This window comes from Anabaena azotica FACHB-119 (assembly GCF_014697625.1).
GTDB classification, from domain to species: Bacteria; Cyanobacteriota; Cyanobacteriia; order Cyanobacteriales; family Nostocaceae; genus Trichormus; species Trichormus azoticus_A.
The window spans coordinates 149,976-169,615 of sequence record NZ_JACJSG010000004.1 but is presented as its reverse complement, the minus strand read 5'-3'; the positions used below and the strand labels follow the sequence as shown (position 1 = coordinate 169,615).

The following is a 19,640-nucleotide window of genomic DNA, read 5'->3' as shown; positions in this document are numbered from 1 at the left end:
AAAAGCGACAGCATCAATAACAAGCAATTTGTTCTGATACTGTCGCTGCAAGTAACGTTACAACAAGCTAAGTTGAGTGGCTGGCTCGATAGTTGATATTTGGAGTGTTACCGGATGAAGCTGGATAATTGGTAATCCCTTGGCGATCGCCATCTTCACTGTCCCCGCCGTTCCCCCAGTTAGCCGCCCATCATAGACAGCTAAACAAATATTGGAGTTATTAGCCATATACTTGTTTCTTGCCTGCATACAGCCCGGATAATAGTCAGTAGCTAGGGTTATTTTCTCTGGGGCATGGAGTAATATTTTCTCGTATCTGGCTTTTTGCTCAAGACTCCAAAATCTACCCTGATTAACGCACGGTATGACAGCCGTCCAGTCTAATTTGCGTTGAATTAAAACTTCTGCGAACTCTTGATCCGTTCCTATCGCCATGCCATTGAAGAAGTGATTTGCACCGTGTTCAATTGCGATGTCAATCAACCTATCAAGTTGAGCGATCGCAGATTTAGATATCACGCGATGCCCTGTAATAAATGCTTTCATTTGCTTAATGCCTTAATCGCGTTATCAATAAATCTCTTAGTTAGCTCTATTCGCTGTTCTTTAGAAAAAGAACTATTTTCATTCAGATTATCTAACTGATATTTTGCTGAATGCAGACAGTTCAAAGCCATAGCTTTTTCTGTATCTGGGAAGTCATCATCATAGAGTTCGGGATATTCAGGTTCATATCTAAGTTCTGTGGTTGGCGCTCCGTGAGCATCAATTATTTGGCGGCTGTAAGTCACTTTTCTTTCCAAACTTATCAAATTCCCAAAGCGACAGCATTAATGTAAATATCCAAACCCAACTTATGGATTTGGATACTATTTATTAAACTATAGGTTTATAACCTTTATTTTCATTCAATTTCCAAAGATTGATACTAAATCTTTCTGGAGTTATGATTTTCGTTACACCATGAATTTTCTTACAATTAAACTCAATGATTTCACCATCATTAAGCTGATAGTCTTTACCATCATAGTGAAAGATGCAAGTTCCAACATTTACAGTTCTAGCGATCGCTTCACTGTAGCTATGATCTCGATGTGGTTGAATTAATCCTGTACTAGTGATATTACCAACTTTACCGCCGAAAGTTAATAATCCAATATTACAGCCAGGATAAACTCTCTGACAGAAATTCCATAGGCGATCGTCATAATAACCTTTGGTAATTTCGCTAGTTCTGAGATTACACTCATGAAACAACCAAAGCCGATATCTACCTTTAGCATATGTAGAAACATCACGAGTCATTAAGTTAACAGAACTTCTACAAAAGCTTTTCAAGTCAGCCAAAGTTTCAGATTTTACTTTGCCAACTAACTTGATAGAACTCATAAAACCTCACAAAATTTAAATCAATTTCCTTTCCCGACAGGGACATTAACTTTAAGCTTCAAATAAAAAAAAGTCCTAATTCCCACACGGGGAACTAGAGACTGTATTTACTACAAATTAGCTAAGATTTTTCCAATTTCATCATAATCAGAATCTCTATTGTCGCTGTAGATTCCGTAGCCAGAACCTACACACTTGCCACTGATAAATATTGCACAATAATGATGATAAAGAGCAAATAAATCTCCGAGAACTGGCTTAATCTGTTCTTTTTCTAGCTTACGCTTTTGGAGTAAATTAGCGAAATTAACACCGCCAGATCCAGAATCTTCAGGAGGTAATTTAGAGCCAAATTTTGCTGGTATTTTGATTGACATAAATCCTCAATAAATGCGATTGAAACAAAAAGCCCTAATTCCCACATGGGGAACTAGAACTTCAAATCAAACTAATAAATCAGATATTAGTATGGAGGATAATTATCATCATTATCCATTTCAATATCTTGAGGAGTTGCAGGAACGCTAGCAGTACCATTAATTTGATTACGGTTTTGATAATATCTGCTTCTTTCTGCAACTAAATCAGCTTCGGTATATCCTAAATCCTTAATGAAGTTATTAAACTCATTTTGATCCATATTATGAATCTCGTGATCTTTCCATTCTTCATTAAATAATTCATAACCTTCTAAGCCCTTAGCTTTTTTGTTATCAATTTTGTACTGTTCCCAAGCAAGGATACGAATAGCATCTTTGAGTTGAGAAAGTTTTTTATCGGATTTAGAAACAATTCTGATAGGCATAATGAAAATCTCCAGAAAAAGAAAAGAAAAAAACCACTTTCCCTGCGCGACAGCGCCCTTAACGAAAAAACTCTAGGTATATATTATTTGGGCGATAAAAACAAAAAGCTCCAACCTCACAGGAAGTTGAAGCTATTAAATCAGGCAATTACAGTAATTACCTTAGTGCGCTTGACTTTAGCAATATTATTACGAGTTCCCTTACTGCGTCCGTCCCATATTGCTAAACCGTAATTAGCGATCGTACAAAGTCTACTATCTCTATCAACATAATTACCAACAACACCAACAGTCGGATAATCATTACTGTTTCTGGGACATCCCAAGCCGTTGAACATTGCATAATAAACCGTTACTTTTTCGTAACCTTTGAGCCTGAGATATTGCTGAATTAAAGCATCAACACCTGGGGCATCACCGATAATTATTTCATAGCCAAGTTCCATGATTTTGTCGAGAGAGGCGATCGCTTCTTGGGGCAACCGCTTAATTGACCGACTGCCAGAAATCATTACAGTCATGATTACACCATAAATCAAATCCTTCTAGCGACAGCTAATTACACTAAACCTTGCTGTATAATCCAGTTTACACACCTGATAATTCCATCGCCGTGACACTTCCAAGGGTGGCAATGACAAGTTAGTTCAATATCTTCAACATCTTGACCATTGTTTTTCTTGTCACGACGTTCTTTAACCTGATAAGCAATGTCTTTAATTTCCATTACAGTATCGTCACATTCGCCAGTTTCAGACCAAAGTTTAACTTTTTTCCAAAGGTATAAATCAAACTTTTTGCAAACCTCGGCGCGATTACCATCTCTGCCAATTACATAGGGATTATGTAATGGGCTTTGAGGTAATGAATACTGTTGGTTTTCTCTACCAATGTAGATTTTATCTTTGCCGATAAAACCGTGAATTTTACCATTTACAACTTTGATAGCCATTTTAATTACTCCTATTAAAAATGCTACTGGACAAAGCCAGCAGCATTACATTCACCACAAATTTTGCAAATTAACTTGGTTAATAAGTTCAGAAATACATACAAGCTCTTTGTCAATCATATACAGACACGCCGCATATAGTATCTGTGTATGACAAACTTCTTGACCCTTGATTGGTACATAGTCTTGTATTTCAGTACACCAACACACTAAGCCATCGATTTCGTTATTCATAATTGCGATCGCTAAGAGGTTCATTAATTGCCAATATCGAAATTCCCAAGGTTGAAGCTCATCTAATTTTCTGTCTCTATAACAACAGATTAATTTCCAAGTAAACTTTCGATATTTTGTCAAAGATTCATCTAAGTTCTTAACCTGAAACTTAGCCTTTTTATTTCTTTTCCATGAATATGGATTTCCTAAACCAATCAACAACTGACCAACATAATATTCATCCTTTTTAGGTCTACCACAATATACAAGCCTGTTGTTGCCAACATAACCATTTTTGAACTTTAGAATATTCATTAGTATTCTGAATAATCTTTAACTACATTACCTTTCGGCGACAGCCGCTTAATGGCGTTACTGAATTACCAGCAACGCCACGTTACAGCACAGAATTATTTAGTTACTGATTTCTCTAAACAAACACAAACTTCAAAATGTAAAGCATCAGCAACTAACTTAATTTGTTTCCAAGTTTCTGGATTGTCTGCTGCAATTAATTCCTTGATATATAGCCTGGGATTTTGTTCTGGTAGAGTCAACATTCTAATTCCCATCTTTTGGCTATCCTCGAAAACAGTTCTAACAGCACTTAGCAAATTATCACTGTATTTGTTTTGTAATGTTCCTTGAACACCTCTTAACTGTGCATGACTCTCATCTTCATAATTAATAGTCGCAATCCATTTATTCTCATTGCCAGGATATTGCTGCTTGATAGCGACTCCAGTAGTGAATAGTTGTCCAATCATTTCGTACCTCTTAAATTGAATTAAAGAATCAAAATCATAAAGCGACAGCATTACTGAATAATCAATAATGCTATTGCGTTTTTGTTATCCTAATTTCACTAACTCAACAACTGATTCTGGCAGCAAACCACGTACTTTAATTTCAAGTGGAAATTCTATGACTCGCTTTGCTTTTCTGGGACTACCATCATCCCTGTCAAAATAGCCATTGTGAGCGATCGCCAAATCTCTAAATCTTGGAAACTCTAACTCATTCCTTAATCCAATATAAGTGATAAAGCTAGTAAATCCAGAATCTAAATCTGGTGATTCGTCCCAGTTAAATTGATTGCTGTAAGTCCCACAGATAACGATGCGTTTACTCAATTTAACCACAATGTAATTACCATGTGGAGAAGATTGCAAAACTTGACATTCAATTCCTGCAAAATTAATTTTATTCATGTTAAAATTGAAACAATTGCATGGTTAAAGTGGGAAGTTCGTCATCCTCCCCACTTATTTTTTAATTAGTTGGCGCTAATTAATTGTTGTTTTGTTTTGATTTAAGGAACAAGTAGTTTTGAATTGATAGACTAGCGTCGGACAGGATTAAAGAAAGATTTTCATCCTGTTCTAAATCTGCAAGTGAGTTAATCTTAGCTACTAGTTCCGACAAATCAGAATCAGTCAAATCAGACTTAATCAATGTTTGCTGAGTTTGCATGGTAATAAACCTCTAAATGATAGAAATCACTCCCCCAAAGCGACAGCGTTTATTATCTTGCATTGACTTTTTTGCGGGAATTGGAGCTTGGGAATTAGCCAGTGAAATAATTAACCAGAACTATGAAATTAAATTCAAAACAATTCAGTTTATCGAGATTGATATAAATGCTCAAAAAGTATTGCGATCGCACTATCCAAATATCCCAATTCACCCAGACGTAAAAACTTATCAACCAACTCCAGAAAAAGCTGATGTCTACTTCATTTCATTTCCCTGTACCGGAACAAGCAACGCCGGAAAGCGGACAGGACTTGAACACCCAGAATCAAGCCTGTGGTATGAATCTCTGCGGTGCATCTGCTTCGGGCGGCCAAAGTTTGTGGTTGTGGAACAGCCTGAAGGGTTTGTCCACAGAGGACTCCGAGCGGCTATTGCCGGACTGCGAATGGCAGGCTATCAAACAGAAATTGAGCTTATCTCGGCGGCGGAGTTTGGAGCGCCCCATCAAAGAAACAGAGTATTCATTATTGCCCACGCCAACCACTTATCCTTGCAGCAACGGCAAGGGTGGGGATGCTGGAACGAACAAATTAGAGAACACATTGCGATCGCAAGGTCGTTTACTAACTACCCTCAAACTCAACCCTTATCTGTGCCTATGGATGATGGCATTCCCGGCTACTTGGCTGGATTGTCTTATTCAGGATGGTGGAAACGCAACCCAGCGCCAGTTGACTCTGGAGTTCAACCGAGAAGCCCTGGCAGAAGGGAAGCAATAAATTTAATTGGACGGTCAATAGTGCCGTTACAGGCTGCGATCACATTGATGAGAGTAAAGTTTTTAGCAGAGTTATTAGCTTAAGTGCTGTCGCTTTCAGGTGATGTTATCTAGATTTATAGAGAAATGACGCTTCTTAGATTTGATATTTATTATGAAAACCGTGAGTATGCGCGGATGATGGGAGATCCACTGTTAGGTGTTGTTTATGCTGAATCTAAAAATGAGGCTGAAACAATAGCTATAAAGAATGGATTGGGTGGAACAGGTGGTTGTTGGGCTGTTTGTAGGAATGAGAAAAGCGAATAACGCTGTCGCTTGTAGGTGGTGTTGTTATTCCTGAAGCAAATGAAAATCACTATTTACTGTGACGGTGCTTGTGCGGGTAATCCTGGCGTTGGTGGATATGCAGCTATTCTTACCTCAAAGAAATACCCACCTAAAACTGTTAGTGGTCGTGTTGAGGAAACTACTAACAACCGTATGGAGATAATGGCGGCTTTAGCTGCACTCCGCGCTCTCAAATACCCTTGTGATGTCGAGATAATTTCTGATTCCCAGTACTTGGTCAACACCATGTCTAAAGGCTGGAAACGGAAAGTCAATTTCGACCTATGGCAAGAACTTGATGTAGCCGCCGACATTCATAACATAACTTGGACTTGGGTTAAGCGAAATTCGTTACTTGAGCTTGAAGAGTGCGACGCGATCGCTAAATCTCATACGAACTAGTAGTCCACCAAGGCAACTTTGCAGCCTTGATAGCACAAAAAAATCTTTTTCTCCCTCTGCTCCTACTTTCTACTCCCTGCCTGCCTCCACCTAGCAATTTTGGGTTGGTCGAGTACTAGTCAAGGTTAGTTACAGCCACCCTAGTGGTGGTTTTTTTATATTAATGTTTTTCTATTTATCAGTCACCAGTTTATACTCAGATCTTGCACCTCTCCGTACAATCCCAGGAAAAGTAAAAAAGTATCCAATAAAGCTACCTGATTTTAATTGGATTTGAACGCTAAATCAGAGATTTTGGCTGTTTACTGAGTAATAAAATTACATCAATATTTTTTGGTGCAAGATGAGAGTTAGCCAGTATCAATAGATTAACGCTTGCCATTAGGCTTTAAGCTGTTTACTATTAGGTCGATATGCCATAAACTTAGGGCAGATGACAAGTAAAATAATCAATGCAGGAATGAACAAATGGCAGGAGATTTATTAATCGTCTCAATCGAAAGTGAAGATTTAACACTTTTACGTGAAGCATTAAAAGGGGATTTTCAACAAGAAATTCATCATTCAAATCGTGATACACAAGATGCTTGGAATTTATTAAATGATAGATTAAAACAAACTCAAGGACCGGCGAATCGTAAAGGATTACCTCCTCACATGTATATTAGTTTCATACAAATTGATAGCAAGGTTATTACCGATATCCAGAAAGGTAAGCTGAGTAATCTGATGATGAAAATAACAAGACCTTTAGGGGTAATTAGTGTTAAGCAAGACCTAGATGCGTGGGAAACAACCCAACAAGGAAGAGACAGACTAGACTTATTAATCAAAGCAACGCAAAAACAGAAGATAATCATAGAATTTTATAAGGTAGGAGGTGTTCACGTTCTCCAGAAATATCCTAATGCTACGAAAATTCCTGAAAGAATATAACTTTTAGTACTTAAAAAGTACGATAGCGATATCAGATTAGAGGCTACTTGGGAGGTAGCTTTTTTTTATTTGTAGGATAAAATATTAGTGCGTTTGTACTAAATAGCGGTTATGGGTAATGAGCAGAGATATTTTAGGTCAAATATCCGGCGAGGACTGGATTAAAAAAGGTGGGTTGGATGTCCCAGATGACATTTTCAATGCCTTGGACAGTCCATTTGATTGGTTTGATAGTTTAAAACCTATCAATTTTTCCAGAGGAAATTTACCCACTCTAGAAAATATTCTCGACTCCTTTCCTGAGACTGAGATAGGTGATATCGTCAAAGCTTCGTCGCTAGAAATGCTGCGTACTTCCTACGGTATCAATAAGTGCTTTAATTCCAAAGCGCACATTAATTTGACTGGAAAAGGCAACCAAATTGCAACGAGCTTAAAACTAAAAACTCGTGACCGTCAAATTTATTACGCTGCTGTTCAAGCAAATAATTTCTTCTTAAATATGAACTTGTTGAATAAGCAACTTAGTTCTAGCAGTTATAACGGGCAAATGGGAGAAGTTTCAATTTATCAAAAAGTTAAAGAATCAGAGATTAAAAATAAAGATTGGTTGCAGAGTCTAGTAGAAAAAATTCAAGATGAAGCTGTCAAAATTTTAGAGCCTCTTCTTGAACAGTTACAAGAAAAAAAAGATTATATTCCAGAACAAGTAATTTCAGGAATTAAGTTTGTTAGAGAAAAAGTTTTAGAGGAATCTGCTAAATTTTATATTGATGTAGAACAAACTTTACAGCAAATTAAGAATGATTTTGCAGAAGGTATTAAAGCATTGAAGGAAAAAGCCTTAGATGCCTTTATTGCTGATATGAGAGAGTTAAGGAAAAAAATCTTTAATCCAGCAATTAAAGACTTTCGTACTTTTATAAGAAAAGCTAATAAATTATTATCTTTCATAAAAAATGAAAAGTACAAAAATGATTCTGTTGGTGATTATACAGTTTCCTCAAGTTTCTCAACAGCTATTGTTCCTGTTGCTTCACCAAATGTTATTGATGTGATTAATGTGGTGAACGCGATCGCTTCCGGGATACTCCAAACATTTATCCTCAAAGGGGTGGCTATCCCTACGCAACTGGCAGAAGCACTTACCAAAACTGTGACGAGCATCGTTTTGAAAGGATTAAATGCTTCTGGTTCTGAAGCTGTTCGTTACATTGCTGGAGATGTTTTAAGAGGTGCAAAGGATTTACTCCCCGCAGTTTTTAATAACACTGGAATGTTTGCAGGTGTTTGGGGTTTTTTGACTTCATGCGCTCCCTACATAATTGCCGCAGCAGTCATTATTATTATTGCAATTAAGTTGAGTCAGAAGTCCGATATCGGTAACTGGATAACATTATTGGCAATAGGAGATAACAAGAATCAAGAACCTGATACGGTATTTGCTAGATTATTTGGTGATGTTCAAGAAAAGCTGAAAGACTTGGGTAAATTAAAGGAAGATTTACTTCAGGAGACTGGGAAGATTTATGAGAATGTGTACGCATTTTCATTTGATGGTGATGCGAGAAAATTATGTGTTGATATGAGTTTAGCTGTACCTGTCCCTATGAAAGATGAAATAGCTACTCAATTGTGGACTGAGTTTTCTACAAAGTTTGATTTCTTAATTCAACAGTAAGAATATGACTATTCAATTTAAAAACACAAGATATTTACCAGATGGTTCTCAGGGTAGAATTGAAACTGTTTCTGAATGGCAGGTGTGGAGTTGCAAAAATAAAAACTGGTCAGAAGCGCCGCCAGTAGTTAGTCGGAATATATTACTTGCTGGATTGCACCCCAGAACAGAGTTTTGTATTGGGGAAATAGATAAAACTGAAACTAACCCGCGATCGCTAGATCCATTCAAGCCAAAAGGATATGAAGCGGCATTTTTCTTAGACATGGCTAGCGGCTCCCGTAATCATGGAAGATTCACGCTTGCCAATAAAACAACTGTAGGAAAGAAATACTACGGCGAGGCTGCTAAAGACCAGTGGAAACGCATTATCTATGGGTCAATTCTGCATACTGGCTGTAAGAAACTTGTTTACTTGCAGATGAAATATATTGTTGTAGACGACGAAGCCAGAGACGCAGATGCTAATTTCTTGGATGACCAAGTAAACAATATTCACTGGGAAAGTGGTGATTCCCACGCCAAGGCGAGTAAACGTCTTATGCAACTGTTGGGACTGCCTGCTGACCCAGATGGTGATAACAATTATGTAGATGAAGGTAGACCCTTGCAGTTTCGCGCTGCACTTTGGGGTCAGTGGATTGGTAAAGGCACAATCGCTTACAACCCCAAGCTTGATAGTTTTGGCGCTGATTTAGTAATTCCACTATCCTCACTAAAAGGTAACAAGCCAGCGCTTGGCAACCACGAAGGAAAGATTCTTATGGGTTTGGTGTTTGAAGCTGAGGAACGTAGAGCCAAACCAGGATGGATGTTGTTTCAGTGGTTTGATTTTGAAACTTTACAAAAAGACAAAATTATTAGTCGTCTTGAAGAAAAGTGCGATCGCCTATCCAAAGCCTATAACTCCATCACTGACCTAGCCGAAATCCTAAGAATCGACCAGTCGGAAGCAGAAGCAGAACTTGAGGAAGGGTCAGACAAACTTCAGAGTGAAGCTGAATATGAAAACACGATGATTCGCATTATCCAGGCAGACAAAGCAGGAATTTTGCTGCTGCACCCCTATGTTGTGCGGCGGGTGAAAGAGCGAATGCAAGCTGTCTGGCTAAATTTGGCTAAAGCTGCGGGGGTGCGGTTCTACAGTTTGATGGCACAACCTGACGAGTCACTTGCTCACTACCACATTGTTTTACCTGATGGACGAATCAAAGGTAGGAAAGTATTTTGCGCTCCTGACCTTGAAGAAGGTGATTACATTGTGTTTTGTAACCCCATGCGGCACTGGGGAGATTGCCAGTTGTGGGAAAACATTCACGAAGGAACCTACATCAACAGCACGGGCATCATGTCCGCACCACGATTACTACTGCTAAACCTGGGGCGGGATACTGACGGGGATTTTATTCAACTTATTAAGAGCAGTGCGTACCCCAACATGAGGGAAGCGATCGCTAACTTCGACGAACCCCCAGCCACAAAGAAATTCCCCAAAATGGCACTGACTGGTAACTTACAAGAAATTGCAATCAACTCAATGAACGATTTAACCGGGGTTGTTGCCTCGCTTTTGGCACGGGCGCGTTCTGGGGGTTGTGAGCAAGTTGTACTGAATATTCCTGCTGGCGGTGAACAGAAACAAGATGAGGAAATGCGGATTATTGACTTCCTCTCCCAGCAGGTGCAAATTGCCGTTGACTCATTGAAATCTGCCTATCCCAATAACACCAATGGGTTAGATGCTGTCAAGAAGTTCTTAGATGAACAAGGTGCTGAATCTCCCTGGCTCAAGGATTTTAAAGACCCAGCTTGTTACCGCGATCGCCCATGTGCAGTTAAACCAGATGCCCTTGATACTATATCTCGCATAGTGCAAACAGTTAATTCCAAATGGAAAGCACCAGACCTCCGGCTTGATTCTTCACCAAGAACCTATGAAAAGGTGTTGTTCAATGATGTGGGTTATGCACCGGAACAATTGCAGATAGCGATCGCTCATCGGGATACCTACCGGGCTGCAATGCGAAAGGCTATTGAATGGAAAGAAGCTAATGATGGTTCTACTAGATTGATTCGTGAAGTAGCGGAGGCAACGAAGGCCAGTAAACCAAACATTCTGGAAACTCCCAAATCTGACGGTACTTTTTATGAGCCGATGTCTTGGGTCAGTGCTTATTGGGCAGTTGCACATCAAGCAGAAACAGGGGATGCTGGATTAGTATTTATGATCTTCGCTGACGAAATTGTGGAAAAACTGAAAAATTCTAAGCCAGAGGAAGCTAAGGTTATTGTTTGTTATGCTGTTCAACACGGTTCTTGGTCTGCACCACAAAAAACCCCTTGGAAAGGGCAAGAGGTGATGGTTCGCGCCTACATTCGTGAAGTTTCTGGCAAGCAATATTTAGCCCTTGAAATGAAATGGGAAGCTGCAAAAACCCAAATAGGTTGGTTCCATTTGGGTAATATCGGTGAAAATCACAGACCTTATATGCTCCCAGGAACTACTAAGACGATGAAAATTTATTCAACCAGATTCAAGGATTCTAAAACAACTGAAGTTACACTTTTTGATTTGAGCATGACTGATGAAGAAATTAAAGAATATCTTTTCTTTAAATAACTATAATTAGCTATAATCATGTGAAGCTTGATTGTCTTTCATCTACACCTATGAATACCCAACTATCTGAATATATTCAAAATGCAACTGGCTACAGCAAAGCAAATATTGATGGTGTTCTCGAATCATTCATTAATTTTGTGCAACTCTCACTCCGCAAGGGTGAATCTGTTCGCATAGAAAAATTTGGTGTTTTCTCTCACAAAGATTTACCCGAACGTGACGGCAGAAATCCCAAAACTGGAGAAGTGATTAGAATCGCTGCTAGACGGAAAGCAGTGTTTAAATTTGCAAATACATTCTCAATTGAACCTGAACCTTCTACTTTGCAATCTCAAAATCAATCTGAAGCAGGTAACACTAAATCACCTCCGCCAATCCCTCCTGAACTACTAGCAAGTAGCTCCGAAAATTTATGGCATATGCAAATTGACGGCAAGCCAGTTCAACTCAAAGAGTCTGAACTTCTCAGTAAAGGCTTAACTGAAACAACTCCTTTGTGGAGCGATCGCACTAACTGGAAGCTAGCTAAAGATATTCCTGAACTCAGCTATTTGTTTTCAAAAGCAGCATAGTTTCAGACAATCGTTACAAATTAAAAATCCCCTATAGTTGTCTGTAGGGGATTTAATTTATACTTTGTTAACGATAAATTACATACCGTAAATACTTGGGTTAGAAGCTCTCATTACTTTTCTGTACTTTAATGAGTAAGTAAAGTCTATTTTTGGGATTTCGCCTATTCTATTGAATTGTAAGTCTAATGTTTCACCTTTTTCTAGTTTCCAAGCATTCAACTCACCTGTACTATATTGAAAACTAAAGTTAGTAAATTCAACATTCTGGTTGGCGTTGTTAAGGATAACATTTGATGTAGTATCCAAAAAGTTTACAAATGTCGTGCCATTTTTTAAAACCTTCGCCACCCATTTCGTACCTGCTGGTGCAGTGCCATCATAAATCCGCAGATTATAGGATAATGTATCAACAAAAATTTCTTGCGGATTACCTCCATCAACTATATCAATGAAAGACACAAAAGGAATGATTTTATCAGCATTAATATCTCTCAATTGATTACTGAAAAAGTATGGATCAGACAACCAATAATTCCATTCATCCCTAAAATGCCAGTTTTCTATAGGATTTCCCTGATTATTAAGCTGTGTCCATCTATAACCATTGATAGGATTGATCGGTGGCTGTTGCGATGGAGGATATATTTTTAAAACATCTGTTACCGCATATTGTTTTTCATCAATAATTACCAATTGGCAAGTTTTGACACTGGCATATTTGGCTTTTTTAATACTGCCCAGCGTCAAACTTAAAAATTCTTCACCCTCTTCATATTTATCAAGGACTGGTTTAATATCTACTAATTTTGGTTCAGTATCACCATCAGCCCATGTTAGGACTTGGCTAATTTTCTCAACATCTTTACCAACTGTGGCGCTTTCAGTTTTGCCAGTTACTTTAACACTCACTTCACCTTCCGAGCCGTCTGTGCGTATAACAGTGACGGCATCGCCTACCCATTTACCAGACTCAGTAATAGTGTAAATTGGTTTGCTAAATTGTAAAATCCCTGACATAATCCCCTTTTAATAAACAATCCCCGAACTATCAATAGTCCGGGGGTGAACCAAATCACTCAAATAGGTTTAGGTAGTAACTCTCAGAGTTTGCCCTATTACTAATCCATCAGAGGCTTTTGCGATAATCAAAGTCCCGGTGTACGGGTCGTTGGGTGCGCTAACGTTATAGACTTTCACTTCGTCCAGCTTGGTGAATATTGCTTGCACATCAATACTGAAATCTGCGGCTTTCACCTCATTAGCTAAATCGGTAAATTTCCCCGTTGGCTGTGTATTTAAACCAAATGTATTTAAACCCAAAATACTGGGATAAATCGTCTTGAGTTTTTCAACGATCGCTTCAGCTTTGAGGCGATCGCCAGTGTTAAATGCCTCAGCTAAAGTTTGTTGCTGAACAATCCGATTTTCAGGGATTTGATAGTTCGCGGGCAACATACCATCATCATCGGGAGTAGACTTAATCTCAGACTTACGCAAAGACGCATCAAGAGATAGAATCCGTTTCTCATCCAAAGTTGTGGTTGAAGAAGATTTGAAAGTCAGAGGCGCACCATCTGAAGATTCAGTTCCACCAAAATCATTTAAATCATCACGAAGGATTTTAGCTTTCAGTTCATTAAGCGCATCTTTTCTGGTTAAAGTAGTAGGCATAAAGCTATTCTTTGTGAACAGAATGAATACTTATAGAGTAATGTACTATATCTGTACTGGTCAATAGAAAAGCTTAATTTATTTCAAGAATTTAGAAAATACTGGATGTCTTAAACTCCTTTGCGTTCCGTTGGTGACACCCATATAAATTATCTCAATCTTATTTCCAATATATTTAGATTGATTATTCCAAATCTCTGATCTTTCTGTATCTGTAAATCCAGTTCCAACTTTGGATTTTACGGTAACTTCACCAACTACACCTTCAATAGAAAGTTTACCCAGGTTATTAGAATACTTGCCAGTACCTTTATGAAAGTCTGTGATAATAAACTCACCTTTCTCAAAGTTTTTCACTTTCAGTAGATGTTGCGATCGCCCCTGATAATAGGCTACGTCTGGATGTCTTAACATCGTTCCTTCCAGAGAAGCACCGAAATCTTTATTAAGTTGGTTTTGGGCTTGCACAATCACCGGATCACTTTCGATAACTGTGTACGGCACTGCTACGACTGCTAATTGATTGCCGGGAATTATTTCTTGAATTTTACTAACCATTGCTTCTGTATTTGTCCATGTGCTGTTGTCTTTCCATAGAGCAAATACATGGAACTGGACGCGCTGTTTTTGGGCGATGTCGTATTTGCGATCGCGGACTATTCCTGATATAACATCAAACTTTTCATTGGGTATGTAAAGCTCTCCATCAATAACATAACCAGCTTGTGCTATCTGGGCGCAAACATTCTCAATATGTTTAAGTCCGACATATTTTGTTTTTAATGTACGGCTTATTAATCCCTGACCAGAAATATACAACCCCCGAATACCGTCCAATTTCGGAGTTGAAAACCAATTGCTAATGCCGTAGTTTTTAGTCGGGCTATAAATATTTGCGAGTTGGCATTTCATAAGTACATTTGCACCATAATTACTCCAAATACTACCATAAAAAATAATCCCCTACTGATTGCTCAATAGGGGAATAATTTTACTTCTAGCTGTTAATCTACGTATGGCACATCAGTCCATGCACCATTTTTATGTTGATATTGGATAGTATTTTTCTGATTGTTGAATCTTACATTTAATGTTCCATCAACAAGTTGTACCCACGTAAGAATATCAAGTTCAGTCATCAATTGGATAAAGAAGTTTTGAACTTGTTGTGACTGGTTTCCTTGCCAAAAATCTATTCTTCCTAAACACGCTCTCAAATTAACTGCATTTCTCATAATATTGTTCACTTGACCCAAGACGTTAGACGCTGGGTCAAAAACAGGCGTTTCATCATTGCTAAATATCGATAGATGTATACCTGTAACTCGGTTAACACTTGGTCTTTGACCAATTATTGCAATACAGCTTGTCATTGCTCCAAAATTAATGATTTCAGCCTCTCCCCAGTATCGTTCGTTTACTGCTAGAGGACTATTGCCTATGGCTTGTTGAATTTGATATGGCATAGCTTTGTTGTACATAGCAATTATCAGGCTATTCTCTCTAGGGAAAATCTAAGTCTTTAGATAAACACGTGTCAACGAAAATTAACTTTAATACATTAAGTTTCGTCAACACGCTTCTAAGTTAATTGAGGCGATCGCGTTATATTCAAATAGACAACTTAGTATCTAATTCCATTTACCAGCTTTAATTTTGACCTCGCCGTTTTCCTCATGAATAGATTCAATATCAAATCCTTGGGCAACTAAACTAGCGATCGCATTCTCCCTCGCATACCAAGGGGTTAAAGCTTCCATGAACTTATGAGCATCCCACTTTGAACCATCACGGGTTAAAAACTCAAACTCTTCAGAATCACTAAGCTTAAATCCAAAATCGTAGCCTCCCTGAAAGCTTTGTAATCGTCTAATAACAAGTTCTGCTACTTTGCTATTCCCGAAAGGATCATGAATTTCGGTGTTATGCTCTAGTTTTGCTCCTGCGAGAATGCCGTTAAGTCCATCTTCAATCATTTGGCTCAAGGTTTTCTCTAGAACTTGTTGGTTTTTGATAGTCGTTCTGATATGGGTTAAATGAGACATATTCTGCTCCTAAATTGATGAGATTGAACGGTAAGATACTGTAATTTCAAAGGAAAGCACGAAAAGCTTAAAAAGGAATAAACTCTTCATCACTCCAGTCTACAAAGTGATAATTGTTCTCCCATGCAATCAAAAATTTCAAATTCCAGAAAGGCAGATTCTTGTAAAACCAAAAGTCGCATTTGTGAATGATACCTTTAGGTGGGTATTTGCCAATTTTTACAGTCAACTTGTAGGGGAAGGTAAACATAGTTATTCGTCATTAGTGATTAGTTGTCCACATTCGCGTTGATGCGATCGCTTTGGTGCGATCGCAAATTCAACTACTTCAGAAAAACTTCATCACCTTTGACTAAAGCATCACGAACTGAACAATATGTTATTCCTCTATCAATTAGGATAGAGCGTATTGCATCAACTACAAATTCAGCGCTATCTAGCTCTTTATCAGTGCGATTACTGGGCTTATTATGCAAGTATTTATCTCGCCATTGTTGTTTAAGATTATTAGCTTCTCTAATCAAAGCTAGTAAAGCAATGTTTGATAAATACTTAAGATTTTCTTCCAATTCATTTTGACGCTGATCCTCCAATTTTGCAATTTCGTCCTGATACTTTTTAGATGTATCTGCCAATTCTCCCCAAAATTTGCTTCTAGGTTGCTTTGTTAGTAGTTTCATGAATTTTCCTCAAAATCAAACTCAAAAAGCGACAGCATTAATAAATTTCATTTTCCTCATCTTCATAAGGAATTCCACAACAAGGACAACAAATAGGCAAGTTTCCAGGGTTTATCTCTGGAGAAATCAGCGCCGCAGTTATAGCAGTAGTAATTATTCATCCACAGCGATCGCTAATTTTGAACACGCAGAAATGGCAGAAATGTTTTAACTGCTTTGCCATAGGGTTTCATCCTCTTGAGTTTGCAGTTCAATGGATTGTTGATAGTATTCAGGTAACAGTTCCTGTGATTCAACTTTACCCAACTCATTTTCTAACCCGGCAGTGAGTTCTGTACAACTATTACCAACACCATTAATAACCTGCTCGGTGATAGTTCCGTCTTTAGCGATTGTTATTTGAACTTGTCGATATTGCATATTTCCTCTATTTCAAATCCTTAATGTAAATTGGGAAAATTCCTTGACTCAAATCTAACGGTTGAATTTCTGTTTGTTGGCAAATTTCTTCAAGATATGTTGGGTCTAAAGTGAAGATATTGGAGATTGCCAAAATTAACTTGTCGTAGGAGCGATTGCGGACATCAATTCTGTCATTTTCAATCTTAGAAAGTTGGTGGTAATCAATTTGTATGCCGTGCTTGGATAATTCCTTACATAGTTCACTTTGACTCAAACCAATACTTTTTCTTCCATTCCGAATTAACCAACCTAAAGTTAGTTGACTAGTCATTGCCTAAATCCTTTTGATTTATGCTGAAGGTGGGAGCGACCCACCAGAGCGCTAATTACTTTGTTGTTTCTTCACCTTTCCCAATATTTTGTAGGGCTTGCTTCGCAATTTGGCTCAATTTCTTGCTTTCATCAAAGAATGTATTGGCTGTAGCAATTTCTACTAAGGCTTGGTACATAATCTCAAAAGTGTTTTGTTCCATTAGCTGTTCATCCTTTAAAATCTATTGCTGTTTGAACCATTATTTTGACTCACTACATTCTTGTTCATATTCAAGATGAATTATCGCCTCATAAATCTCATCTAATGCTAAAATCGCGTCACCCAATACTAAATCGTTAGACGTTGTAAACTTTTCACTTTCTTCTAAATGCTGATACTCCGGTGTGGCTGCCAGCATTTTTAGGTTTTCGGCATTTCCCTTGATAATTGCTTTGATTTGTTCAATAGACATGATGCTACCTGTATAAAATCAAAATCCACAAGCGACAGCATTAGTTACAAATAGTCTGTGAAATAATCATCCTCTTCGTAATCGTCTAAATCTTCCCTAAGTTCTGCCTCGCAGTTTTCACAGACTCCCCCCATCCCGTCATGCAATATAGCAAATTCAAAATATTCGACACCAGTCCAAAACTGACCACACAACCGACAAAAACCATGCAAAGGAGTGTGGTCAGTACAGTAATATGCTTTTTCTTCTCTGCCTGATTCAGTTGGGTAAAAGCATTCTGTAACATTTGTGCTTTTACAATCTGGATGCTGGCATTTTATAACTGGATTATTCATCAACTTCTAAAGGGTTTTCTTTCTTCACTCTAGAACTGGCGTTTTTTGCATTACTGCATTCTGCCCATTTAATTAGTGAATAAATTTGTGCTGATGCAACTTGAGCTAAAGGAACTGAGTTAGCGATCGCACCTAACAAATCCTCTTGAGTAAATTCCTCACTTCTAGAAAAAGCTTCTTGCATTGCATCATAAATAGTTTGCTCAATCTCTGCACCTGAAAAATCCCTAGCACGATAGGCAAGCAAATCAAAATCAAACTCGTTATCAATAACTCGCTGCGGCCTGAGTCTAGAAAGATGAACTTTGAAGATTTGCGATCGCTCCGATTGGTTAGGCAAATCTAGCCAAAATATTTCGTCCAACCTTCCCTTGCGTAACATTTCTGCGGGAATTAACTCGACGTTATTGGCGGTGGCAATGATAAATACTGGGCTAGTTTTCTCCTGCATCCAAGTTAGGAGTGTTCCAAACACACGGCGAGATGTGCCAGAATCGCCGTCTCCGCCACTGTTGATGTTGCCAAAGGCCTTATCCAACTCATCAATCATCAAGCAACAGGGAGCGATCGCTTCAGCCAGTCTGATTACTTGCCGCACCCGTGATTCGCTTTCCCCGACGATTCCCCCAAACAACCGCCCAATATCTAGCCTGAGTAAAGGCAATTTCCATTCAGCAGCGATTGTCTTAGCTGACAAACTCTTACCCGTTCCCTGAATCCCCGCCAGTAACATACCCTTGGGTGACGGTAAGCCATACCTACGGGCTGCATCGCTGAAACTATTCGCTCTGACCCTGACCCACTGCTTGAGATTCTCCAACCCGCCAACCGACTCTAACCCAGCTTCTACAGGGATAAATTCTAAAATGCCTGTCTCTCTGATAGTTTGGCGCTTCTCATCTATGACGGCGGCGATCGCATTTTCATCAACTTTCCCATACTTGGCCAAACACTTCGCCAACACGCGACTGATACGGCAACGACTCAAACCTTGACAGGCTTTAATAAGTTGTTCTCGTTCTGGTTCAGCCAAACTAGTCTTCTTGCCAACCAAGTCATTAATGAGGATGGAAATTTCTGTGGCAGTAGGTAATGAGAAATCTATAATTGTTGTTTCTTCCCGCAGTTCTAGGGGTAATCTCAACTGATCAGACAGTAAAACTAAAGTCCGCCTATCCCGCGCCATGTCCCGCGCCAGATTCTTAATTTCACGGACAAGTGCCAACTGTGCGGGGATAATTTGACCGTTACTGCCTGGGGCAATCAAAGTGCAAATGTCTTTCATGACAAACAATACAGAGTGAGTTCCTCCAGCCTTCGCCACACGCGCCAATGCACTCATTGGGTTGCTTTTATCCTGATTGTTGTCATACCAACCACGGGCATAGTCCCAGAAAAATATTTGACCTTTGCGAGACTCGGCGATCGCAATTAATTCTTTCTCTGCTATCTCTTCTTCTGGGCTAACAATATAAATCAGAGGAAACCGAGCAGCTAACATCAATTCAAGCTCTGATTTTTCTGATTTCTTAGGAGCATAACTTGCTTTATTTTCCATG

Annotated in this window: 31 protein-coding genes; 8 read left to right on the top strand and 23 right to left on the bottom strand. The window is 38.7% G+C overall.

Annotation, left to right across the window (positions count from 1 at the left end; translation table 11 throughout):
* Positions 1-57: 57 nt before the first annotated feature.
* The 11 genes from H6G83_RS04425 to H6G83_RS04375 all read right to left on the bottom strand — a co-directional run bounded on the left by H6G83_RS04425 (position 58) and on the right by H6G83_RS04375 (position 4,835).
* Complete coding sequence (locus H6G83_RS04425; RefSeq protein ID WP_190467542.1) at positions 58-546, bottom strand: SLOG family protein; 489 nt, start codon at positions 544-546, stop codon at positions 58-60.
* Positions 543-791 carry a hypothetical protein gene (locus H6G83_RS04420; RefSeq protein ID WP_190467540.1) on the bottom strand — a complete coding sequence of 83 codons (249 nt, stop codon included), beginning with the start codon at positions 789-791 and terminating at the stop codon, positions 543-545. Before H6G83_RS04420 ends, H6G83_RS04425 begins: the two co-directional genes overlap by 4 nt.
* A gap of 85 nt (positions 792-876) precedes the next feature.
* A complete protein-coding gene (locus H6G83_RS04415; protein WP_190467537.1) occupies positions 877-1,389 on the bottom strand; it encodes a cupin domain-containing protein in 513 nt (170 codons plus the stop codon).
* A 110-nt stretch (positions 1,390-1,499) separates the two neighbouring features.
* On the bottom strand, positions 1,500-1,766 hold the full coding sequence (locus H6G83_RS04410) for a hypothetical protein (protein WP_190467534.1): 267 nt from the start codon (positions 1,764-1,766) through the stop codon (positions 1,500-1,502).
* An 86-nt stretch (positions 1,767-1,852) separates the two neighbouring features.
* On the bottom strand, positions 1,853-2,194 hold the full coding sequence (locus tag H6G83_RS04405) for a hypothetical protein (protein WP_190467532.1): 342 nt from the start codon (positions 2,192-2,194) through the stop codon (positions 1,853-1,855).
* A 140-nt stretch (positions 2,195-2,334) separates the two neighbouring features.
* Entirely contained in the window at positions 2,335-2,715 is a 381-nt protein-coding gene (locus H6G83_RS04400) for a hypothetical protein (protein WP_199328314.1), read from the bottom strand.
* Between the two features lie 38 nt (positions 2,716-2,753).
* Positions 2,754-3,146, bottom strand: a complete 393-nt coding sequence (locus H6G83_RS04395; protein WP_190467529.1) for a DUF4326 domain-containing protein — start codon at positions 3,144-3,146, stop codon at positions 2,754-2,756.
* 51 nt (positions 3,147-3,197) lie between these two features.
* Positions 3,198-3,677 (bottom strand): hypothetical protein, encoded by a 480-nt coding sequence (locus H6G83_RS04390; protein ID WP_190467526.1) that lies wholly within the window; start codon positions 3,675-3,677, stop codon positions 3,198-3,200.
* Positions 3,678-3,772: 95 nt separating this feature from the next.
* The gene (locus H6G83_RS04385; protein WP_242044407.1) at positions 3,773-4,129 is read right to left on the bottom strand and encodes a hypothetical protein; all 357 of its coding nucleotides are present in this window, start codon (positions 4,127-4,129) and stop codon (positions 3,773-3,775) included.
* An 84-nt stretch (positions 4,130-4,213) separates the two neighbouring features.
* The gene (locus H6G83_RS04380) at positions 4,214-4,573 is read right to left on the bottom strand and encodes a hypothetical protein (RefSeq protein WP_190467522.1); all 360 of its coding nucleotides are present in this window, start codon (positions 4,571-4,573) and stop codon (positions 4,214-4,216) included.
* Between the two features lie 79 nt (positions 4,574-4,652).
* The gene (locus H6G83_RS04375; RefSeq protein ID WP_190467519.1) at positions 4,653-4,835 is read right to left on the bottom strand and encodes a hypothetical protein; all 183 of its coding nucleotides are present in this window, start codon (positions 4,833-4,835) and stop codon (positions 4,653-4,655) included.
* Between the two features lie 16 nt (positions 4,836-4,851).
* Here H6G83_RS04375 and H6G83_RS04370 point away from each other — a divergent pair, with 16 nt between their 5' ends.
* The 7 genes from H6G83_RS04370 (at position 4,852) to H6G83_RS04340 (ending at position 12,160) form a co-directional block, all read left to right on the top strand.
* Positions 4,852-5,700 (top strand): DNA cytosine methyltransferase, encoded by an 849-nt coding sequence (locus H6G83_RS04370; RefSeq protein WP_190467516.1) that lies wholly within the window; start codon positions 4,852-4,854, stop codon positions 5,698-5,700.
* A gap of 42 nt (positions 5,701-5,742) precedes the next feature.
* Positions 5,743-5,925: a hypothetical protein gene (locus tag H6G83_RS04365; protein ID WP_190467513.1), complete on the top strand. Its 183-nt coding sequence runs from the start codon at positions 5,743-5,745 to the stop codon at positions 5,923-5,925.
* A gap of 39 nt (positions 5,926-5,964) precedes the next feature.
* Complete coding sequence (locus tag H6G83_RS04360) at positions 5,965-6,348, top strand: RNase H family protein (RefSeq protein ID WP_190467511.1); 384 nt, start codon at positions 5,965-5,967, stop codon at positions 6,346-6,348.
* Between the two features lie 468 nt (positions 6,349-6,816).
* Positions 6,817-7,284, top strand: a complete 468-nt coding sequence (locus tag H6G83_RS04355; RefSeq protein ID WP_190467508.1) for a hypothetical protein — start codon at positions 6,817-6,819, stop codon at positions 7,282-7,284.
* A 118-nt stretch (positions 7,285-7,402) separates the two neighbouring features.
* Entirely contained in the window at positions 7,403-8,965 is a 1,563-nt protein-coding gene (locus tag H6G83_RS04350; RefSeq protein WP_190467505.1) for a hypothetical protein, read from the top strand.
* Between the two features lie 4 nt (positions 8,966-8,969).
* Positions 8,970-11,585, top strand: a complete 2,616-nt coding sequence (locus tag H6G83_RS04345; RefSeq protein WP_190467502.1) for a hypothetical protein — start codon at positions 8,970-8,972, stop codon at positions 11,583-11,585.
* Positions 11,586-11,635: 50 nt separating this feature from the next.
* Entirely contained in the window at positions 11,636-12,160 is a 525-nt protein-coding gene (locus H6G83_RS04340) for an HU family DNA-binding protein (protein WP_190467499.1), read from the top strand.
* 78 nt (positions 12,161-12,238) lie between these two features.
* Here the strand turns inward: H6G83_RS04340 and H6G83_RS04335 are convergent, their stop codons facing one another.
* From H6G83_RS04335 to H6G83_RS04310, 6 genes are all read right to left on the bottom strand, one after another.
* Positions 12,239-13,180, bottom strand: coding sequence for a Calx-beta domain-containing protein (locus H6G83_RS04335; RefSeq protein WP_190467496.1), 942 nt, complete (start codon positions 13,178-13,180; stop codon positions 12,239-12,241).
* 69 nt (positions 13,181-13,249) lie between these two features.
* Complete coding sequence (locus H6G83_RS04330) at positions 13,250-13,834, bottom strand: hypothetical protein (protein WP_190467493.1); 585 nt, start codon at positions 13,832-13,834, stop codon at positions 13,250-13,252.
* Positions 13,835-13,912: 78 nt separating this feature from the next.
* Entirely contained in the window at positions 13,913-14,746 is an 834-nt protein-coding gene (locus H6G83_RS04325) for an ATP-dependent DNA ligase (protein ID WP_190467490.1), read from the bottom strand.
* A 92-nt stretch (positions 14,747-14,838) separates the two neighbouring features.
* The gene (locus H6G83_RS04320) at positions 14,839-15,300 is read right to left on the bottom strand and encodes a hypothetical protein (RefSeq protein ID WP_190467720.1); all 462 of its coding nucleotides are present in this window, start codon (positions 15,298-15,300) and stop codon (positions 14,839-14,841) included.
* Positions 15,301-15,465: 165 nt separating this feature from the next.
* Positions 15,466-15,879, bottom strand: a complete 414-nt coding sequence (locus H6G83_RS04315) for a DUF1257 domain-containing protein (protein WP_190467487.1) — start codon at positions 15,877-15,879, stop codon at positions 15,466-15,468.
* A 323-nt stretch (positions 15,880-16,202) separates the two neighbouring features.
* Positions 16,203-16,559, bottom strand: a complete 357-nt coding sequence (locus H6G83_RS04310; protein ID WP_190467486.1) for a hypothetical protein — start codon at positions 16,557-16,559, stop codon at positions 16,203-16,205.
* Between H6G83_RS04310 and H6G83_RS04305 the strand changes: the two genes are divergently transcribed.
* Complete coding sequence (locus tag H6G83_RS04305) at positions 16,558-16,770, top strand: hypothetical protein (RefSeq protein WP_190467484.1); 213 nt, start codon at positions 16,558-16,560, stop codon at positions 16,768-16,770. The two genes, H6G83_RS04310 and H6G83_RS04305, sit on opposite strands and share 2 nt — an antisense overlap.
* Here the strand turns inward: H6G83_RS04305 and H6G83_RS04300 are convergent.
* The 6 genes from H6G83_RS04300 to H6G83_RS04275 are packed head-to-tail and all read right to left on the bottom strand — an operon-like array spanning position 16,767 to position 19,639.
* Positions 16,767-16,979 carry a DUF2997 domain-containing protein gene (locus tag H6G83_RS04300; protein WP_190467480.1) on the bottom strand — a complete coding sequence of 71 codons (213 nt, stop codon included), beginning with the start codon at positions 16,977-16,979 and terminating at the stop codon, positions 16,767-16,769. The genes H6G83_RS04305 and H6G83_RS04300 overlap by 4 nt on opposite strands.
* Positions 16,980-16,986: 7 nt before the next feature.
* Positions 16,987-17,292 carry a helix-turn-helix domain-containing protein gene (locus H6G83_RS04295; protein ID WP_190467479.1) on the bottom strand — a complete coding sequence of 102 codons (306 nt, stop codon included), beginning with the start codon at positions 17,290-17,292 and terminating at the stop codon, positions 16,987-16,989.
* A 55-nt stretch (positions 17,293-17,347) separates the two neighbouring features.
* Positions 17,348-17,494, bottom strand: coding sequence for a hypothetical protein (locus H6G83_RS04290; protein ID WP_190467475.1), 147 nt, complete (start codon positions 17,492-17,494; stop codon positions 17,348-17,350).
* Between the two features lie 39 nt (positions 17,495-17,533).
* Positions 17,534-17,746, bottom strand: coding sequence for a hypothetical protein (locus H6G83_RS04285; protein WP_190467472.1), 213 nt, complete (start codon positions 17,744-17,746; stop codon positions 17,534-17,536).
* Positions 17,747-17,790: 44 nt separating this feature from the next.
* A complete protein-coding gene (locus H6G83_RS04280; RefSeq protein WP_190467467.1) occupies positions 17,791-18,081 on the bottom strand; it encodes a hypothetical protein in 291 nt (96 codons plus the stop codon).
* A complete protein-coding gene (locus H6G83_RS04275) occupies positions 18,074-19,639 on the bottom strand; it encodes an AAA family ATPase (RefSeq protein ID WP_199328312.1) in 1,566 nt (521 codons plus the stop codon). Before H6G83_RS04275 ends, H6G83_RS04280 begins: the two co-directional genes overlap by 8 nt.
* Between the last annotated feature and the right edge of the window lies 1 nt (position 19,640).

What these genes read in the sequence shown, in the direction of transcription:
- H6G83_RS04425 (WP_190467542.1), bottom strand. Translation starts at nt 546, where the DNA reads ATGAAAGCATTTATTACAGGGCATCGCGTGATATCTAAATCTGCGATC.
- H6G83_RS04415 (WP_190467537.1), bottom strand. Translation starts at nt 1,389, where the DNA reads ATGAGTTCTATCAAGTTAGTTGGCAAAGTAAAATCTGAAACTTTGGCT.
- H6G83_RS04410 (WP_190467534.1), bottom strand. Translation starts at nt 1,766, where the DNA reads ATGTCAATCAAAATACCAGCAAAATTTGGCTCTAAATTACCTCCTGAA.
- H6G83_RS04405 (WP_190467532.1), bottom strand. Translation starts at nt 2,194, where the DNA reads ATGCCTATCAGAATTGTTTCTAAATCCGATAAAAAACTTTCTCAACTC.
- H6G83_RS04400 (WP_199328314.1), bottom strand. Translation starts at nt 2,715, where the DNA reads ATGACTGTAATGATTTCTGGCAGTCGGTCAATTAAGCGGTTGCCCCAA.
- H6G83_RS04395 (WP_190467529.1), bottom strand. Translation starts at nt 3,146, where the DNA reads ATGGCTATCAAAGTTGTAAATGGTAAAATTCACGGTTTTATCGGCAAA.
- H6G83_RS04390 (WP_190467526.1), bottom strand. Translation starts at nt 3,677, where the DNA reads ATGAATATTCTAAAGTTCAAAAATGGTTATGTTGGCAACAACAGGCTT.
- H6G83_RS04385 (WP_242044407.1), bottom strand. Translation starts at nt 4,129, where the DNA reads ATGATTGGACAACTATTCACTACTGGAGTCGCTATCAAGCAGCAATAT.
- H6G83_RS04380 (WP_190467522.1), bottom strand. Translation starts at nt 4,573, where the DNA reads ATGAATAAAATTAATTTTGCAGGAATTGAATGTCAAGTTTTGCAATCT.
- H6G83_RS04375 (WP_190467519.1), bottom strand. Translation starts at nt 4,835, where the DNA reads ATGCAAACTCAGCAAACATTGATTAAGTCTGATTTGACTGATTCTGAT.
- H6G83_RS04370 (WP_190467516.1), top strand. Translation starts at nt 4,852, where the DNA reads ATGATAGAAATCACTCCCCCAAAGCGACAGCGTTTATTATCTTGCATT.
- H6G83_RS04365 (WP_190467513.1), top strand. Translation starts at nt 5,743, where the DNA reads ATGACGCTTCTTAGATTTGATATTTATTATGAAAACCGTGAGTATGCG.
- H6G83_RS04360 (WP_190467511.1), top strand. Translation starts at nt 5,965, where the DNA reads ATGAAAATCACTATTTACTGTGACGGTGCTTGTGCGGGTAATCCTGGC.
- H6G83_RS04355 (WP_190467508.1), top strand. Translation starts at nt 6,817, where the DNA reads ATGGCAGGAGATTTATTAATCGTCTCAATCGAAAGTGAAGATTTAACA.
- H6G83_RS04350 (WP_190467505.1), top strand. Translation starts at nt 7,403, where the DNA reads ATGAGCAGAGATATTTTAGGTCAAATATCCGGCGAGGACTGGATTAAA.
- H6G83_RS04345 (WP_190467502.1), top strand. Translation starts at nt 8,970, where the DNA reads ATGACTATTCAATTTAAAAACACAAGATATTTACCAGATGGTTCTCAG.
- H6G83_RS04340 (WP_190467499.1), top strand. Translation starts at nt 11,636, where the DNA reads ATGAATACCCAACTATCTGAATATATTCAAAATGCAACTGGCTACAGC.
- H6G83_RS04335 (WP_190467496.1), bottom strand. Translation starts at nt 13,180, where the DNA reads ATGTCAGGGATTTTACAATTTAGCAAACCAATTTACACTATTACTGAG.
- H6G83_RS04330 (WP_190467493.1), bottom strand. Translation starts at nt 13,834, where the DNA reads ATGCCTACTACTTTAACCAGAAAAGATGCGCTTAATGAACTGAAAGCT.
- H6G83_RS04325 (WP_190467490.1), bottom strand. Translation starts at nt 14,746, where the DNA reads ATGAAATGCCAACTCGCAAATATTTATAGCCCGACTAAAAACTACGGC.
- H6G83_RS04320 (WP_190467720.1), bottom strand. Translation starts at nt 15,300, where the DNA reads ATGCCATATCAAATTCAACAAGCCATAGGCAATAGTCCTCTAGCAGTA.
- H6G83_RS04315 (WP_190467487.1), bottom strand. Translation starts at nt 15,879, where the DNA reads ATGTCTCATTTAACCCATATCAGAACGACTATCAAAAACCAACAAGTT.
- H6G83_RS04305 (WP_190467484.1), top strand. Translation starts at nt 16,558, where the DNA reads ATGAATTTTCCTCAAAATCAAACTCAAAAAGCGACAGCATTAATAAAT.
- H6G83_RS04310 (WP_190467486.1), bottom strand. Translation starts at nt 16,559, where the DNA reads ATGAAACTACTAACAAAGCAACCTAGAAGCAAATTTTGGGGAGAATTG.
- H6G83_RS04300 (WP_190467480.1), bottom strand. Translation starts at nt 16,979, where the DNA reads ATGCAATATCGACAAGTTCAAATAACAATCGCTAAAGACGGAACTATC.
- H6G83_RS04295 (WP_190467479.1), bottom strand. Translation starts at nt 17,292, where the DNA reads ATGACTAGTCAACTAACTTTAGGTTGGTTAATTCGGAATGGAAGAAAA.
- H6G83_RS04290 (WP_190467475.1), bottom strand. Translation starts at nt 17,494, where the DNA reads ATGGAACAAAACACTTTTGAGATTATGTACCAAGCCTTAGTAGAAATT.
- H6G83_RS04285 (WP_190467472.1), bottom strand. Translation starts at nt 17,746, where the DNA reads ATGTCTATTGAACAAATCAAAGCAATTATCAAGGGAAATGCCGAAAAC.
- H6G83_RS04280 (WP_190467467.1), bottom strand. Translation starts at nt 18,081, where the DNA reads ATGAATAATCCAGTTATAAAATGCCAGCATCCAGATTGTAAAAGCACA.
- H6G83_RS04275 (WP_199328312.1), bottom strand. Translation starts at nt 19,639, where the DNA reads ATGGAAAATAAAGCAAGTTATGCTCCTAAGAAATCAGAAAAATCAGAG.